The organism is Streptomyces sp. NBC_00005, from assembly GCF_045160215.1.
Lineage (GTDB): Bacteria > Actinomycetota > Actinomycetes > Streptomycetales > Streptomycetaceae > Streptomyces.
This window is the reverse complement of sequence record NZ_CP108316.1, coordinates 4,104,253-4,120,367: the sequence shown is the minus strand read 5'-3', so window position 1 is coordinate 4,120,367 and position 16,115 is coordinate 4,104,253. Positions and strand designations below refer to the sequence as shown.

Annotated in this window: 16 protein-coding genes; 9 read left to right on the top strand and 7 right to left on the bottom strand. The window is 70.4% G+C overall.

Annotation, left to right across the window (positions count from 1 at the left end):
* The first annotated feature begins 234 nt into the window (after window positions 1-234).
* The 3 genes from OG303_RS18795 (at window position 235) to OG303_RS18785 (ending at window position 4,021) form a co-directional block, all read left to right on the top strand.
* Window positions 235-2,400, top strand: coding sequence for a trypsin-like peptidase domain-containing protein (locus OG303_RS18795; protein ID WP_405869557.1), 2,166 nt, complete (start codon window positions 235-237; stop codon window positions 2,398-2,400).
* Between the two features lie 231 nt (window positions 2,401-2,631).
* Window positions 2,632-3,081 carry a sec-independent translocase gene (locus OG303_RS18790; protein ID WP_405869556.1) on the top strand — a complete coding sequence of 150 codons (450 nt, stop codon included), beginning with the start codon at window positions 2,632-2,634 and terminating at the stop codon, window positions 3,079-3,081.
* Between the two features lie 268 nt (window positions 3,082-3,349).
* The gene (locus OG303_RS18785; RefSeq protein ID WP_405869555.1) at window positions 3,350-4,021 is read left to right on the top strand and encodes a hypothetical protein; all 672 of its coding nucleotides are present in this window, start codon (window positions 3,350-3,352) and stop codon (window positions 4,019-4,021) included.
* A gap of 76 nt (window positions 4,022-4,097) precedes the next feature.
* Here the strand turns inward: OG303_RS18785 and OG303_RS18780 are convergent, their stop codons facing one another.
* Genes OG303_RS18780 through OG303_RS18770 form a run of 3 tightly spaced genes read right to left on the bottom strand, consistent with a single transcriptional unit; the run spans window position 4,098 to window position 7,156 of the window.
* Window positions 4,098-5,231 carry an Mrp/NBP35 family ATP-binding protein gene (locus OG303_RS18780; protein ID WP_405869554.1) on the bottom strand — a complete coding sequence of 378 codons (1,134 nt, stop codon included), beginning with the start codon at window positions 5,229-5,231 and terminating at the stop codon, window positions 4,098-4,100.
* A gap of 43 nt (window positions 5,232-5,274) precedes the next feature.
* On the bottom strand, window positions 5,275-5,868 hold the full coding sequence (locus OG303_RS18775) for a DUF1003 domain-containing protein (RefSeq protein WP_405869553.1): 594 nt from the start codon (window positions 5,866-5,868) through the stop codon (window positions 5,275-5,277).
* On the bottom strand, window positions 5,858-7,156 hold the full coding sequence (locus tag OG303_RS18770) for a magnesium transporter MgtE N-terminal domain-containing protein (protein ID WP_405869552.1): 1,299 nt from the start codon (window positions 7,154-7,156) through the stop codon (window positions 5,858-5,860). Before OG303_RS18770 ends, OG303_RS18775 begins: the two co-directional genes overlap by 11 nt.
* A gap of 212 nt (window positions 7,157-7,368) precedes the next feature.
* On the opposite strand from OG303_RS18770, the gene OG303_RS18765 reads away from it, so the two are divergent.
* The gene (locus OG303_RS18765; RefSeq protein ID WP_405869551.1) at window positions 7,369-8,112 is read left to right on the top strand and encodes a hypothetical protein; all 744 of its coding nucleotides are present in this window, start codon (window positions 7,369-7,371) and stop codon (window positions 8,110-8,112) included.
* Between the two features lie 4 nt (window positions 8,113-8,116).
* Here OG303_RS18765 and OG303_RS18760 read toward each other — a convergent pair whose 3' ends face one another.
* Both OG303_RS18760 and OG303_RS18755 read right to left on the bottom strand, forming a co-directional pair.
* The gene (locus OG303_RS18760) at window positions 8,117-8,629 is read right to left on the bottom strand and encodes a hypothetical protein (protein WP_405869550.1); all 513 of its coding nucleotides are present in this window, start codon (window positions 8,627-8,629) and stop codon (window positions 8,117-8,119) included.
* 23 nt (window positions 8,630-8,652) lie between these two features.
* Window positions 8,653-9,771: a magnesium and cobalt transport protein CorA gene (locus OG303_RS18755; protein ID WP_405869549.1), complete on the bottom strand. Its 1,119-nt coding sequence runs from the start codon at window positions 9,769-9,771 to the stop codon at window positions 8,653-8,655.
* Window positions 9,772-10,218: 447 nt separating this feature from the next.
* On the opposite strand from OG303_RS18755, the gene OG303_RS18750 reads away from it, so the two are divergent.
* Entirely contained in the window at window positions 10,219-10,803 is a 585-nt protein-coding gene (locus tag OG303_RS18750; RefSeq protein WP_405869548.1) for a suppressor of fused domain protein, read from the top strand.
* Window positions 10,804-10,868: 65 nt separating this feature from the next.
* Here the strand turns inward: OG303_RS18750 and OG303_RS18745 are convergent, their stop codons facing one another.
* A complete protein-coding gene (locus tag OG303_RS18745; protein ID WP_405869547.1) occupies window positions 10,869-12,149 on the bottom strand; it encodes an MFS transporter in 1,281 nt (426 codons plus the stop codon).
* Between the two features lie 171 nt (window positions 12,150-12,320).
* Between OG303_RS18745 and OG303_RS18740 the strand changes: the two genes are divergently transcribed.
* The 3 genes from OG303_RS18740 (at window position 12,321) to OG303_RS18730 (ending at window position 14,720) form a co-directional block, all read left to right on the top strand.
* Window positions 12,321-12,962 carry a DUF6758 family protein gene (locus OG303_RS18740; RefSeq protein WP_405869546.1) on the top strand — a complete coding sequence of 214 codons (642 nt, stop codon included), beginning with the start codon at window positions 12,321-12,323 and terminating at the stop codon, window positions 12,960-12,962.
* Window positions 12,963-13,177: 215 nt separating this feature from the next.
* On the top strand, window positions 13,178-14,035 hold the full coding sequence (locus OG303_RS18735; protein WP_405869545.1) for a PHP domain-containing protein: 858 nt from the start codon (window positions 13,178-13,180) through the stop codon (window positions 14,033-14,035).
* A 79-nt stretch (window positions 14,036-14,114) separates the two neighbouring features.
* Window positions 14,115-14,720 carry a MarC family protein gene (locus OG303_RS18730; RefSeq protein WP_405869544.1) on the top strand — a complete coding sequence of 202 codons (606 nt, stop codon included), beginning with the start codon at window positions 14,115-14,117 and terminating at the stop codon, window positions 14,718-14,720.
* A gap of 162 nt (window positions 14,721-14,882) precedes the next feature.
* Here the strand turns inward: OG303_RS18730 and OG303_RS18725 are convergent, their stop codons facing one another.
* Window positions 14,883-15,035, bottom strand: a complete 153-nt coding sequence (locus OG303_RS18725; RefSeq protein ID WP_390665759.1) for a hypothetical protein — start codon at window positions 15,033-15,035, stop codon at window positions 14,883-14,885.
* Between the two features lie 184 nt (window positions 15,036-15,219).
* Here OG303_RS18725 and OG303_RS18720 point away from each other — a divergent pair, with 184 nt between their 5' ends.
* The gene (locus tag OG303_RS18720) at window positions 15,220-16,113 is read left to right on the top strand and encodes an NYN domain-containing protein (protein ID WP_405869543.1); all 894 of its coding nucleotides are present in this window, start codon (window positions 15,220-15,222) and stop codon (window positions 16,111-16,113) included.
* The last annotated feature ends 2 nt before the right edge of the window (window positions 16,114-16,115 follow it).

Below are 16,115 nucleotides of genomic sequence, written 5' to 3'. Positions count from 1 at the left end.
GCCACCGCCGACTAGCCGTGCCGGGCGGTGGCCGGCTGTGGGGAGAGCATGAACGAGGGGAAGCCCACGAAGCCCAAGTGGTGGAGCCGACCACGCCCGCAGGACCCTGCGGGGGAGACGGAGGGGGCTTCTCCTGCGCCGGGAGTGCAGGGAGTGCAGGGAGCGCCGAGTGAGCCGGTCTCTGCGGATGCGGCGGTGGAATCGGCGGGCGTTGCGGATTCGGCACCGGGAGTGGTGGCAGCGACGACGCCGGACGACGGCGTGGCGGCTGCGGCGCGCGACGATGACATCGAGGGCGACTTCGAGCTGGACCGGCCGGCAGGCCTGCGCGGCGAGGGCACGGTTCCCTCCGAAGGAGACTTCGAGCTGAGGCGTCCCCAGGACGTGTCCGGTGCGGAGGCCGGCGGCGGCCTGGCCGTCGCCCCGGAGAGGTCGTCCCTGACGGAGCCGTCGGACGAGCCCGGTACCGAGGGCGACTTCGTGCTGGACCGCCCCGCGGCGACGCCCGTCACGCACCTGGACTCGGCTCCGGCGGCGGCGCCCACCGCCGAGCGCCCCAGGCCCCTGCACGACCCCGACCCCTACAGCACCCCGCCGTACGGCGGGCCCGGCCCCTGGGCCCCCGCCCCGCCGGTGCAGCACCCGGCGGCGACACCCGCGCAGGGCACGGCGATACCGACACCGTCTCCAGCTCATGGCGTGACGGCGCCGTCTCCAGCTCATGGCGTGCCCACACCGCCACCGGCTCACGGGTTGCCGACGCCGTCACCGGCCCACGGCGTGCCACCGTCACCGGCCCACGCCGCAGCGATGCCCCCACCAGCCCCCGCCGTGCCCACACCGTCACCGGCCCACGCCGCACCGGCGCCCCCATCAACCCACGGCGTGCCCACACCGTCACCGGCCCACGCCGCACCGGCGCCCCCATCAACCCACGGCGTGCCCACACCGTCACCGGCCCACGCCGCAGCGACGCCCCCACCAGCCCCCGCCGCACTGACGCCGCAACCGCCCAACGCCGAACCGACTCCGGCACCGCACTCGCCCCACGGCATGCCCACCCCCGCGCCCCTCGCCGGCGCACCGGCCCCCACCATCCCCTCGCCCCACGGCGCACCCGTCCCGGCGCAGCTCCACGGCGTTCCGGCCCAGCTGCCGACGTCGGCTGCTCATGCCCCCGCGCCCACCTCCACCGCCTGGCAGAACTACGACCCCTGGGCCCCCGCCCCCCTCCACCAGAACGGAGCGGCCGTCGAGGGCAAGGACGGGCGGCGTCGGCGGGTGAAGCGGGCGCTTGTCGGGGGAGCCGTGGTGCTTGCGCTGGTGGCCGGGGGCGTCGGTGGGGCCATCGGGGCCTATCTCGAGCGCAACGGCGGCGTGGGGGCCGTAGAGCTGCCGCAGGCCGGGAAGGAGCCCGCGGGGCGGGCTCCGGACAGTGTGGCCGGGATTGCCGCCCGGGCCCTGCCCAGCGTGGTGACTCTGCATGTGACCGGCACCGACGAGTCCGGCACCGGGACGGGCTTCGTGCTCGACGACCAGGGACACATCCTCACCAACAACCACGTCGTCGAACCGGCCGCCGGGTCCACCGGGTCCGCGGGCGAGATATCCGTGACCTTCAACAGCGGGGACACGGCCAAGGCCACCGTCGTCGGGCGGGACAGCGGATACGACCTCGCCGTCGTCAAGGTCAGCAATGTCCGCGGGCTCAAGCCCATGCCTCTGGGCAACTCCGACAACGTCCAGGTCGGCGACCCCGTCGTCGCCATCGGTGCCCCCTACGACCTGGAGGGCACCGTCACCTCCGGCATCATCAGCGCCAAGGAGCGGCCCATCACGGCCGGCGGCGACAGCGCCGACGGGAGCGACGTGTCGTACGTGGATGCCCTGCAGACCGACGCGCCGATCAATCCCGGCAACTCCGGCGGACCCCTGCTCGACTCCAGGGCCCGCGTCATCGGCATCAACTCCGCGATCCGTTCCGCCGACGACGGCGGCTCGGACTCCGGCGGCGGACAGGCCGGTTCCATCGGGCTCGGCTTCGCCATCCCCGTCAACCAGGCCAAGCGCGTCGCCGAGGAACTGATCAACACCGGCAAGGCGACCCACCCGGTCATCGGCGTCACCCTCGACATGGACTACACGGGCGACGGCGCCCGCGTCGGTGCGAAGGCCGACGGCGGCGGCCCCGCCGTCAACGCGGGCGGCCCGGGCGACAAGGCCGGCATCAAGGCGGGCGACGTCATCACCGCGGTGGACGGCCAGCGCGTGCACTCCGGCGAGGAACTCATCGTCAAGACCCGCGCCCACCGCCCCGGCGACCGCCTGGAGCTGACCGTGCGGCGCGACGGCGAGGAGAAGAAGATCTCGCTGGTGCTCGGCTCCTCGGACGGCAGCTGAGAAACGTGAGAGAGACTCACAGGAACATCACACCAAGAGGCTCCCGTCGCCGCCTCACCTGGGGCCCCACAAGGCAAACAACCCCCAAACCGCCCACGAGGACGCACTCGGAGCCCCCGGGACAGTACCGGTCGTACGGGATCGCCGGGTACCGTGGATCCGGCCCGGACCACGGAAGACCCGCACCGACCACCGAGGGCCGCGGACCGAGGACATCGCAAGGAGCTTCAGGTGTTCAATGACATAGGACCGCTCGAGCTGGTGACGCTCGTTGTCCTTGCTGTGCTCGTCTTCGGTCCGGAAAAACTCCCGAAGGTCATCCAGGACGTCATGCGGACCGTTCGCAAGATCCGTGAGTTCTCGGAGAGCGCCAAGGAGGACATCCGGTCGGAGCTCGGCCCGGAGTTCAAGGACTTCGAGTTCGAGGACCTCAACCCCAAGACGTTCATCCGCAAGCAGCTGGACAACGACGAACTGGGGCTCAAGGAGATCCGCAACGGCTTCGACCTGAAGAAGGAGATGGCCGAGGTGACGGACGCGGTCCACAGCCGCGACACCGACTCGCCGTCGTCATCGTCCTCCTCGTCCTCGGGTTCGGCCGGTTCCAGCGGCGGCCGCGTCGACATGACGAAGAAGCCCGAGGAAGACGACCGGCCGCCCTTCGACGCGGACGCCACCTGAGCCGTACGTCACCCGAGCTGTAGGCCATCCGAGCCGTACGCCCCGGCTGTTCAGCTGCGCCGCACGTGACGCGTTTCATACGCCATGGCGCCTCCGCACGGCCTGAACCAGCCCTGCCTGCGACCCACGCGCCGGGCGGTTTCCCTGCTGCCAGTTGTGGGGTGGCTATGCTGCCGAGTTGTTGTGCGGGCCGTATGCGAACGAGCAACGCCGCCCGAAGGGGGGCGGGCCGCTCCGGTCCGACGAGAACGAGGAGGCGTCCGGGCACATGGAGACGACGAGTCAGGCAGTCGCGCAGGCGCCGGCCGCGGAGGGTGGACAACAACTCCCCTCCGCCCGGCGCACGGTCGACGGCTACCTGCTGGCGCCCTTCCCGTGGTACGGCCTCGACGAGGCCTTCACGGGGCAGCGCTGGCTGATGCAGGTCGGGACGGCGGCAGACGGAGCCGTCGAGCACGGTTCGATCGGGCACGGTGACGAGCCCTCCGTGAAGAACGAGTACGCGGTCGGGGTCGCCGGCGACCCCAAGGAGAAGTTCGCGGTCGTGGCCACGGTCGCCGCCAACCCCGTACGGCGCAGTGCGGACGGCACGGGGCTCCTGGAGGCCACCTCGGTGTCCTCGGCGGCCTGGCTCGCGGGTGTGGGGCTGCTGTCCTTCACCTGGCCCGGGCAGATGGACCACTCCCTGCGCGACGACTGGCTGGAGCAGCAGACCGAGACGGCGTGGGCCCTCGCGGACGACCTGGCCGGTCCGGACTGGTCGACGCTCTCCCTGCCGGTGGACGGCGTCCCGACGTCGTTCCACTACCGCGAGTCCGAGTTCGGCTGGGTCCTCGCGGGCTCCACGCAGCAAGGGGTGCACGTGGGGGCGTACGGGAGAGGCATGAGCGCTTACGGCTTGGGCTTCGCCATGATCAAGGACATCAGCACGTACGCCTAGCGACACCCACGCCCGGCAAGGGGTACGACAACGGGGGCGCCGTCACCAGGACGGCGCCCCCGTTGTCGTACGAGACCTAGAACTTGTTCTTCGGGGTGATCCCCAGCGACAGTCCCGAAAGACCCCGCTGCCGCCCGCCGAGCTTCCCCGCGATCCCGCGCAGGGCCGCACCCGCCGGGGAGTCCGGGTCGCTCAGGACGACCGGCTTGCCGTCGTCGCCGCCCTCGCGGAGGCGGACGTCGATCGGGATGGAGCCGAGGACGGGGACCGTGGCACCCGTCGTGCGGGTCAGGCCGTCCGCCACCGACTGGCCGCCGCCCGTGCCGAAGACGTCGACCATCTCGCCGCAGTGCGGGCAGGGTAGGCCGGCCATGTTCTCGACGACGCCGACGATCTTCTGGTGGGTCTGGACCGCGATGGAGCCCGCGCGCTCGGCGACCTCCGCGGCCGCCTGCTGAGGCGTCGTCACGACCAGGATCTCGGCGTTCGGGACCAGCTGGGCCACCGAGATGGCGATGTCGCCCGTGCCCGGCGGGAGGTCCATCAGCAGGACGTCCAGGTCGCCCCAGTACACGTCCGCCAGGAACTGCTGGAGGGCGCGGTGGAGCATCGGGCCGCGCCACACGACCGGGGCGTTGCCCGGGGTGAACATGCCGATGGAGATGACCTTCACGCCGTTCGCCGACGGCGGCATGATCATGTTCTCGACCTGGGTGGGACGCCCGTCGGCGCCGAGCATGCGGGGCACGGAGTGGCCGTAGATGTCGGCGTCGACGACACCGACCTTCAGGCCGTCGGCCGCCATCGCCGCCGCCAGGTTCACCGTCACCGAGGACTTCCCGACGCCGCCCTTGCCGGACGCGACCGCGTACACGCGCGTGAGCGAGCCCGGCTTGGCGAAGGGGACCTCGCGCTCGGCCGTGCCGCCGCGCAGCGCGGTCGCCAGCTCCTTGCGCTGCTCGTCGCTCATGACGTCGAGCGTGACGTCGACGCGGGTGACGCCGTCGACCGCGGAGACCGCGTCCGTCACGCGCTGCGTGATCGTCTCGCGCATCGGGCAGCCGGAGACCGTCAGGTATACGGTGACCGCGACCGCCCCGTCCGCGCCGATCGCCACCGACTTCACCATCCCGAGCTCGGTGATGGGCCGGTTGATCTCGGGGTCGTTCACCGTCGCCAGTGCCTCGCGCACCGCGTCTTCGCTAGCCATAAGGACGATGGTACGGCGCCGCGAGGGGGCCACGGGATGCCGGTCAGCGGTCTTCTACGTCACGTCCCCGCGACCGTTCTGCCGGGAATACGGCATGTTCGTGGTGGCCGTTGCCGCGTTCTTCCAGCTCCTTGACCACGTCCTGCAGCTCGGAGCGGATCCAGTCACGGGTGGCGACCTCGCCGAGGCCGATGCGCAGGGCGGCGATCTCGCGGGTCAGGTACTCGGTGTCGGCGATGGAGCGCTCGGACGCCTTGCGGTCCTGTTCGAGGTTGACCCGGTCCCGGTCGTCCTGCCGGTTCTGCGCGAGCAGGATCAGCGGGGCGGCGTAGGAGGCCTGCAGGGACAGCATCAGAGTCAGGAAGATGAAGGGGTAGTTGTCGAAGCGCAGGTCGTGCGGCGCGAAGATGTTCCACAGGACCCACGCGATGATGACGACCGTCATCCAGACGATGAACCGCCCGGTGCCCAGGAAGCGCGCGATGCGCTCCGAGAGCCGTCCGAAGGCCTCCGGATCCCATTCGGGGATCAGGCGCCGGCGCGGCGGCCGCGGCTGGTCCAGGCGGACACGCGCGCGTGTGGACGCCGTCGCCCCCGCCGGGGTGCGCTCGCGGCTGATCTCGCGCTCAGGAGCCATGGGCGGCCGCCCCCTCGGCACCCTCGTCCTCGTCCAGGTGGAACTCGGTCTCCCGCCAGTCCTCGGGCAGCATGTGGTCCAGTACGTCGTCCACGGTCACCGCGCCCAGCAGCGACCCTGCCTCGTCGACGACGGGCGCCGCGACCATGTCGTACGTCGCGAAGAACCCGGCCACCAGGGGCAGCGCGGCGTCGGGGTCCAGGGGCTGGAGGTCGTCGTCGATGATCGAGCTGACCAGCGTGTACGGCGGGTCGCGCAGCAGGCGCTGGAAGTGGACGGTCCCGAGGTACTTGCCGGTCGGCGTCTCGTCGGGCGGACGGCAGACGTAGACCTGGGCGGCGAGGGCGGGCGACAGGTCGCGGTTGCGCACGCGCGCGAGGGCGTCGGCGACGGTCGCGTCGGGCCGCAGCACGATCGGCTCGGTCGTCATCAGACCGCCGGCCGTGTGCTCCTCGTACGCCATCAGGCGCCGCATGTCGGCCGCGTCGGAGGGCTGCATCAGGCTCAGCAGCCGTTCCTTGTCCTCCTCGGGGAGCTCGGAGAGCAGGTCGGCCGCGTCGTCCGGGTCCATGGCCTCCAGGACGTCGGCGGCGCGCTCCTCCTTCAGCTTGCCGAGGATCTCGATCTGGTCGTCCTCGGGGAGCTCTTCGAGCACGTCGGCCAGGCGGTCGTCGTCGAGGGCGGCGGCGACCTCCGCGCGGCGCTTGGCGGAGAGATGGTGCAGGACGTTGGCGAGGTCGGCGGGGCGCAGCTGCTCGAAGGTGGCCAGGAGGCTCTCGGCGCCCTGTCCGTGCTCCTCCAGGGAGAAGCCGGTGACGGCGGACCACTCGACGGTCAGCGTCTCGCCCTTGGCCCGTCGGAAGGCGCCGCCCTTCTTGCCCTTGCGGACGAAGACACGGCCGATCTCCCAGTCCCGACGGGCCGGCAGCTGCTGCACCGACACGTCCAGGACGGTGACCTCTTCGCCGGTCTCGACGAGCGTGACGCGCCGGTCGAGGAGCTCGCCGAAGACGAGGCGCTCGGTGGGCCGCTGCTCGAAGCGGCGGACGTTGACCACGCCGGTGGTGATGACCTGGCCGGACTCGATGCCGGTCACCCGGGTCATGGGCAGGAAGATGTGGCGCCGGTTGGAGAGTTCGACGACCAGTCCGAGCACGCGGGGAGGCCGTCGCCCGACGCGCAGCATGACGACGAGATCGCGTACCCGGCCCACCTGGTCGCCGCTCGGGTCGAAGACGGGGACGCCGGCGAGGTGCGAGACGAAGATCCTGGGGGCGCCCGCTGCCATGGCTGCGCCTCCTTTTCGTACGGGTGTTCCGTGGTGCGTGCAGCTGCTGTGCCGCTTATCCGATTTGCCCGCTCGGATGGGCTTCAGGCTAGCCCGTGCCGATCGGGTCCGCCCTGGTGGGGGGTCCGGACGGTCTGCCTCCGCCGGGCCCCTGCGGCCCCGGTACGCTGCCGTACGCGCTCGCGTCCCTCGACTGAAAGGCAGCCCCACCTGTGACTGCGATGGCCCAGGGCCGAACCCGTCGGACCGCGCTGGTGAGCGCGATGTGCGCACTGGTGGTGACGGGGACGGGGCTGCTCTCGGGATGCAGTGAGGATCCCGACGCGGGCACGAACGGGGTCGGCAAGCTGACGCCCGACAAGATCCAGTCGAAGACCAGGGCGGCCGCCGAGTCCGCCGAGGCGGTACGCCTGTCCGGAACCGTGGTCACCAATGGGCGCACCTACACACTCGACATGCGCCTGAAGTCCGGCGGCGGCAGCGGCTCGGTCACGTCCAAGGGGGTGGCCTTCGGGCTGCTGCGGATCGGCGGGCAGCTGTATCTGAAGGCCGACGCGGAGTTCTGGAACCACGCGGACGGAGAAAAGGACGCGGCCGCCGGGGGCAAGCTCGACGGCAAGTACGTGAAGGTGCCGCAGGGCGACCCCTCGTACAAGAAGTTCAGCGGTTTCACGGACATGGACGTCCTGCTCGACGGTCTGCTGACCCTGCACGGCGCGCTCGCGACGGACGGCCACCACGAGCAGGCGGGCACCCGCACCATCCGCATCACCGGCGACGAGGGCTCGGGCGGCAAGCTGGACGTCTCCCTGGAGGGCAGGCCGTACCCGCTCCGCCTGGAGCGCGCGGGCGGCGCCGGCACGCTGACCTTCTCGTCCTGGGGCAAGGACTTCACACTGACCGAGCCGAAGAAGAACGAGACGGTCGACTACGGCAAGCAGCTGCCGTCCTCGTGACCCGCTATCCGCGCTTGCGCTTCTTCAGGAGCAGGCGCGGCAGGCCCGCCGGGATCGGCTGACGTGTCGTGGCCGGTGAGGGCAGGGGTGCCTCGGCCAGGCTGCCGTCGGGCAGGGGTGCCGAGGTCCCGGCCGGCTCCAGCCGGAGCACCCGGCACTCGCGGGCCCAACGGCCGGGCATGGCCTCGCCGTCGTGGGCGTTGAGGCGCTTGCCCTTGAGCTCGGCGACCGTCGCCTCCCACTCCTCGGAACCTGGCGTCAGCTCCACGACCTTCGCCGGCCAGGACACCAGCCGGCCGCCCTTGTCCTTGCTGCGGACCGTCACCTCGGCGCCGGCCCCGTCGACCAGCCCCGGCAGCGGCTGCTCGCCCGGTCCGTCGCCGATCACGCAGGCGGCACCCTCGTGCCACACGTGCCACAGCGCACGGGCCGGGACGCCGGGACCGTTGACCCAGATGAGGCCGGACTTCTTGGTGGCCTCCTCGACGAGGGCCTGGTCGAGCAGCTCGCTTGTCATGCGCCCAGCCTATCGAGGCGCGCTCACAGCCAGCCGTTGCGCTTCAGGGTGCGGTGGATGGCCAGACAGACGCCCACGGTGAAGGTGAGCACCATCGGGTAGCCGTACCGCCAGTGGAGCTCCGGCATGTGCTGGAAGTTCATGCCGTACACACCGGTCACCATCGTCGGTACGGCGATGATCGCGGCCCACGCGGTGATCTTCCGCATGTCCTCGTTCTGCGCGACGGACGCCTGGGCGAGGTTGGCCTGGAGGATCGAGTTGAGCAGCTCGTCGAAGCCGATGACCTGCTCCTGGACGCGGGCGAGGTGGTCGGCGACGTCCCGGAAGTACTTCTGGATGTCCGGGTCGATCAGCCGCATCGGCCGCTCGCTCAGCAGCTGCATGGGGCGCAGCAGCGGCGAGACGGCCCGCTTGAACTCCAGTACCTCGCGCTTGAGCTGGTAGATCCGCGCCGAGTCCACACCGCGCGAGACGCCGCCCCGGCGCCCCGGCGAGAACACCTCGGTCTCGACCTCGTCGATGTCGTCCTGGACGGCGTCGGCGACCGCGACGTAGCCGTCGACGACGTGGTCGGCGATCGAGTGCAGCACCGCCGAGGGGCCCTTGGCGAGCAACTCGGGGTCGTCCTGCAGCCGGTGCCGCAGCGCGCGCAGCGAGCCCTGGCCGCCGTGCCGGACGGTGATGAAGAAGTCCCGTCCGGTGAAGCACATGACCTCGCCGGTCTCCACGACCTCGCTGTTGGCGGTGAGTTGGTCGTGCTCGACGTAGTGGATGGTCTTGAAGACGGTGAAGAGGGAGTCGTCGTACCGCTCCAGCTTGGGCCGCTGGTGGGCCTGGACGGCGTCCTCGACGGCCAGCGGGTGCAGCCCGAACTCGCGGGCGATACCGGCGAATTCGGCCTCCGTCGGCTCGTGCAGGCCGATCCAGACGAAGCCGCCGTCACGGCGCACCCGGCGCATCGCCTCGTGCGGGGTCAGGGGCTTGCCGGTGTCGACGCGGGCGCCGTCGCGGTACACGGCGCAGTCGACGACGGCCGACGGCGTCGAGGGGTCGCGGGTCGTGTCGTACGCGCCGGTGTCCTTGCGCAGGGAGATGCGGGACGGCCGGACCGCGGCGCGGAGGTCACGGATCATCGACATGGCTGGCTCCTTCGTGGCAGGCAACGAAAGGGCGCCGACGACGGGTGGAACTACCCGGAATGGGGACGTCCTGACTGCGAGTGTTTGGCACGTCCACAAAGCGGGGAGCACCGCACCGTCGCGGTGGCGAGCTTCGCTACTGATTCAGATCAGACAGATCAGGCAAAACGAAACGAAGTGCTCTTCCGCGGGAAGACGTGAGCGTGAAAGGCGGCAGTCAGCCAGAGCCGGATCAGCGGCAGGAAGAGCGAGTGGTACTGCACGGGTGACTTCGATCCATGACAGCCCCACCTCCTCCGGCCGGTCCCTCGTAAGGGAGTCTCAACGGCGTCGGGACTTGATCGCGACGCTTCAGCGTGCTGCCCCGAACGACCGGGCCAGAGTACCAGCCGCCCAAATAGTCAAGGCGCCGCTTTGCCCGGTACTGACGAGTTCTATGCTCACCGCATGGTTGATGTTCTCCCTCTGGTCGAGGCCCGGTTGCGCTCCGCGCTGGGCGAACCGGACGCGCGCGCGGCGGTCACGTTCCTGGGTACGGACCGCATTGAGGTGCTGCGTTTCCAGGAGGGCGACATCGTCCGCTACGCCACCCTCGGCATGTCCGCCCAGCCGATGAGCGATCCCACCGCGATGCTGGCCGACCCGGTCGCGGGCCCGCGCGCCGAACTTGTCCTCTCCGTGCGCGGCGGCCTCGCCGAGACGGACAAAGTCCTCCGCCCGCTCGCCGTACTCGCCGCGTCCCCGCAGGTCGAGGGTGTGGTCGTGGCCCCGGGCGCCTCGCTCGACGTGGGCGAACCCCTGTGGCCCGGCGCCCCGTTCAGCTCCGTCCTGGTCGCCGAGCCGGGAGGCCTGGTCGAGGACCTCGGCCTCGACGAGCCCCTCGACCCCGTACGGTTCCTGCCCCTGCTCCCCATGACGGCGAACGAGGCGGCCTGGAAGCGTGTGCACGGCGCCCAGGCTCTCCAGGAGCGCTGGCTGACCAGCGGGACGGATCTGCGGGACCCCTCCCGCAGATCCGTCCCGCTGGACTGAACGCCGAGTGAGCAAGCTCACCAACGCGCCGCCGGAATCGGCCAGTTGATCCGTCAGTCGATCCGTCAGTTGGCAAAGACCGTGACGCCGTCCTCGGTCGCGTGCCTCGGCTCCAGCTCCTCGGCCTCGTGCGCGAGCGCGTGCCGCCGTACGAACACGACCACCGCGCCCAGCACCGCGGTGACCGCCGCGACCACGAACGGGATGCGGATGTTGCTCCACTCCTCGATCTTCGGCGCGAAGTACGGCGCGGCAGCGGCCGCGAACCAGCGCACGAAGTTGTAGCCCGCGCTCGCCACGGGGCGAGGTGCGTCCGAGACGCCGAGGGCCAGCTCCGTGTACACGGTGTTGTTCACGCCGATGAAGGCACCGGAGAGGATCGTGCAGACGACGGCCGTGGTGTGGCTGCCGTAGCCGAGGACGAGGACGTCGACCGCGAGCAGCACCAGCGAGCCGCCGAGCACCTTCAGCGAGCCGAAGCGCTCCTGCATGCGCGGGGCCACGAGCACCGAGAAGACGGCGAGCAGTACGCCCCACGCGAAGAACACGGCACCCGACTTGTACGGGGTCATGTTCAGCACGAACGGCGTGAAGGCCAGCACGGTGAAGAACGTGTAGTTGTAGAAGAACGCCGAGGCCGCCGCGGAGGCGAGACCGCCGTGCCCGAGCGCCTTGATGGGGTCGAGGAGTGAGGTCTTGCGGGCGGGCTTCGGCTGCTCCTTCAGGAACGCCGTGATGCACAGGAAGCCGACCGCCATCAGGAACGCGGTGCCGAAGAAGGGGTAGCGCCAGCTCTGGTTGCCGAGCAGCGCACCCAGCAGCGGGCCGCACGCCATGCCGAGGCCGAGGGCGGACTCGTAGAGCAGGATCGCGGCGGCGCTTCCGCCCGCCCGTCGCCCACCGCCACCCTTGTCCGACGCGCTACGCGCGGCCCCTGTTGGATTCGCCGCGCCGACGATGACCGCGAGGGCCGTCGAGACGAAGAGCGCGTTGCCCAGACCCCAGCCGGCCCGGAAGCCGACCAGCTCGCCCACCGAGTTCGAGGTGCCCGCGAGACCCGCGAAGACGATGACGAAGGCGAGACCGAGCAGCAGCGTCCTACGGCCGCCGATGCGGCTGGAGACGAAGCCGGTGACCAGCATCGCGACCGCGGTGATCAGGAAGTACGAGGTGAAGAGCAGGGAGACCTGACTGGCCGCGGCGTCCAGGCCCTTGGCGATGGACGGCAGGATCGGGTCGACGAGTCCGATGCCCATGAAGGCGACGACGGACGCGCCGGCCGTCGCCCACACGGCCTTCGGCTGCCGCAGGATGCTGCCCGCTCCTGCGTCGAATGGGTCGTCCATGCTTCCTCCACTCTCGGTCAGAATTAGTTGGTGTATGCACATAGTAAGTTAGGGCAGCTAATTAATGCAAGGTGCATCTATTTTTCTCCGGTCGCGGTACCGGTGAAGGGTTCCGTCCGGACGGGTGATCGTCCTTGACGTGGGGGAGCGAGGGTAGGACCGTGGGGCCCTATGAGGGGCGAACCCAGTTGCCCGAAGTGTGGTGGCCGGGTCAGGGCTCCCGGACTCTTCGCCGATTCCTGGCAGTGCGATGTGCACGGCACCGTGCATCCGCTGCAGCCCGTGATCCCGCCCAGCGTCGAGGCCCTCAGCGTCGTGGTGCACCGCACCCAGGTACCGGTGTGGATGCCGTGGCCCCTGCCGGTCGGCTGGCTGTTCACGGGCGTGGCCTGCGCGGGCGACGACCGCCATGGCGGCCGGGCCACCGCGGTGGCCTGCTCGGGACCCGGTCCGCTCGGCGGCATCGGGGAGCTGATCCTCGTCTCCGAGGAACTCGGCGTCGGCCTCGGTGCGCGGTACGCGGGCATCGACGGTCCGGACCCGGGACCGTACATGAACGTCGAGAAGCCACCCCAGGCCAAGGTGCTCGCCGGCGGCCGGCCCACCCCGCTGTGGCACGTCGCCGGCAGCCCCGACGACCGTGCCGTCTTCGCGGGCGAGGCGCGGGGGCTGTGGCTGTGGGCGGTCGTGTGGCCCGAGCAGTCGGGGCTGTTGATGTACGACGAGCTGGTGCTGACGGACTTGCGGGATGCGGGGGCGGAGCTGGACCTGGTGCCCTGCGGGGCGCTTTCGCCGCGGGTGCTTGAGCCGTAGCGCCTACCCGGGGGCTTCTGTCCGGTCGGCGGCTGCGGGTTGTTCGTGGCTGGTCGCGCCCACGTGGCGGAGCCGCATATCGATACAGTCCCGCGCCCCTTGGGGGCGTTGCTGGTAGGGGGCGCCCGCAAGGTTCGGGTGTGACAGGAGCCCTTGAAAGTCCGGTTATCCTTGAGCGTCCCCTTCCGTTCCGTCACCGCCCTGGAGTCCGCGTAGTGCGTATCGATCTGCACGCCCACTCCACCGCTTCCGACGGTACGGACACCCCGGCCGAGCTGGTGCGGAATGCCGCCGTGGCCGGGCTGGACGTCGTCGCGCTGACCGATCACGACACCACCCGCGGATACGCCGAGGCGATCGCCGCGCTGCCGGAGGGGCTCACGCTCGTCACCGGGGCCGAGCTGTCCTGCCGTATCGACGGCGTCTCCATGCACATGCTGGCCTACCTCTTCGACCCCGAGGAGCCGGCGCTGCTCGCCGAGCGCGAGCTGGTGCGGGACGACCGGGTGCCGCGGGCCAAGGACATGGTCGCCAGGCTGAACGGGCTGGGCGTGCCGATCACCTGGGAGCAGGTCGAGCGGGTCGCCGGTGGCGGTTCCGTGGGGCGTCCGCATGTCGCGACCGCGCTCGTCGAGCTCGGCGTCGTACCGACCGTGAGTGACGCGTTCACCGCGGACTGGCTGTCCGACGGGGGCCGGGCCTTCGTCGAGAAGCACGAGACGGATCCCTTCGAGGCGATCCGGCTGGTCAAGGCCGCGGGCGGGGTCACCGTCTTCGCGCACCCGGGCGCCAGCAAGCGCGGCCGTACGGTGCCGGAGTCCGCGATCGCCGAGATGGCCGCCGCAGGACTCGACGGCATCGAGGTCGACCACATGGACCACGACCTGGAAACACGGGCGCGGCTGCGCGGACTGGCCAAGGAGCTGGGGCTGCTGACCACCGGGTCCAGCGACTACCACGGCAGCCGCAAGACGTGCGTGCTCGGCGAGTACGTCACGGATCCCGAGGTGTACGGGGAGATCACACGGCGGGCGACGGGCGCGTTTCCCGTGCCGGGGACCGGCGGGGCCTGAGCGTCGGCTCCGTCCCGCTCGCATCCGTTCTCTTCTCTCTCCTGTCTTCCCTCTCTCCTGCAAGGCCAGTGGCTCACCCATGTTCGACGTCGCCGTCTTCGGCTCCCTCTTCCTCACCCTCTTTGTCATCATGGATCCCCCCGGGATCACCCCGATCTTCCTCGCCCTGACCGCCGGACGCCCCGGCAAGGTGCAGAAGCGGATGGCCTTCCAGGCCGTCTGCGTCGCCGGCGGCGTGATCACCGTCTTCGGGCTCCTCGGGCACCAGATCCTCGACTACCTGCACGTCTCCGTGCCCGCCCTGATGATCGCGGGCGGACTGCTTCTCCTGCTCATCGCCCTCGACCTGCTGACCGGCAAGACCGACGAGCCGAAGCAGACCAAGGACGTCAACGTGGCGCTCGTACCGCTGGGCATGCCGCTGCTGGCCGGCCCCGGTGCGATCGTGTCCGTCATCCTCGCCGTGCAGAAGGCCGACAGTGTCGCCATGCAGGTGTCGGTGTGGACGGCGATCCTCGCCATCCATGTCGTGCTGTGGCTGGTGATGCGGTACTCGCTGCTGATCATCCGGCTCATCAAGGACGGCGGCGTCGTCCTGGTGACGCGGCTCGCGGGCATGATGCTCTCCGCGATCGCCGTGCAGCAGATCATCAACGGCATCACGCAGGTGATCAAGGGCGCCTGAGCCCCGCGGCGCACCCGACATGCGCAGAGCCCCCGTACGGCATCGGTGCCGTACGGGGGCTCTGAAGTTACTGCTGCGGTGGTCCGCGTCTGCGTCGTTACGTCTACGTTGCTACGTCTGCGTTGTTACGTCTGTGTCACTACGTCTGCGTCGTCACGTCTGTTACGCGGCCGAGCTCTCGGCCGGTCGGATCCAGAGCCGCTGTCCTATGGCGGCGGCCTGCTGAACGATCCTGTTGACGGAGGCGGCGTCCACGACAGTGCTGTCCACGGTCGTGCCGTTGACCTCGTCGAGTCGCATGATTTCGAAGCGCACTGCTTCTCCCTTCGTCTCGCTGTGTTCTGTAGTAGTCAACGGGATGCGTGTTACAAACATTCCCTACGCTAAGGAAATTTTTCGAACGGCTAACTACTCAGCGGTAAGGGATCGGCAGGGCGTCGGCAGGAGACTGACCGGGACCGGTTGTGTTCGCAGCGTGACCGCCGGGACAATGGAGGCGATGAACGACGACCTCGCGGCCCTCAACGCCCGCATCGACCGCACGAACGAGCTGCTGCAGCGCATGCTCGCCGAGGTGGCGAAGACGCCCTCGACCCATGCGATCTTCGTCGACGCGGGATATCTGTACGCGGCCGCGGGGCGCCTCGTCGCCGGCACGGAGGACCGCCGGGCGTTCGACCTCGACGCCGAGGGGCTGATCGAGGCGCTCATCGACCGGGCCCGCACGATCTTCGCGGACAGCCGGCTGCTGCGGGTCTACTGGTACGACGGCGCGAGACGTCGCATCCACACCGCCGAGCAGCAGTCGATCGCCGAACTCCCCGATGTGAAGGTCCGGTTGGGCAACCTCAACGCCAACAACCAGCAGAAGGGCGTCGATTCGCTGATCAGGTCGGACCTGGAGTCACTGGCCAGACACCGGGCCATCAGCGACGCGGCTCTGCTGGGCGGCGACGAGGACCTGGTGTCGGCGGTCGAGGCGGCGCAGGGATACGGGGCGCGCGTCCACCTGTGGGGCATCGAGGCCCCCGAGGGACGCAACCAGGCGGAGCCCCTGCTCTGGGAGGTCGACAGCCAGCGCACCTTGGACCTGGACTTCTTCAAGCCGTACGTCTCCCGGCGCACCGCGGCCGCCTTCGAGGCCACTGTCGCCCGGCCCGGCCGCGAGGACGTCCGCTTCGTCGGCGCGCAGATCGCGGCGAAGTGGCTGGCCGCGCGGGGCCGCGACTCCCTGGTGGAACTGCTGCCCGGCCACCCCTACCTGCCCGGCTCGGTGGACCAGGACCTGCTGGTGGAGGCGGAGGGCCTGCTGCAGTACTCCCTGCGCGGCCAGGCGGACCTGCGGCGCGCACTGCGCGACGGGTTCTGGGAGCACCTCCAGACGCAGTTCTAGGC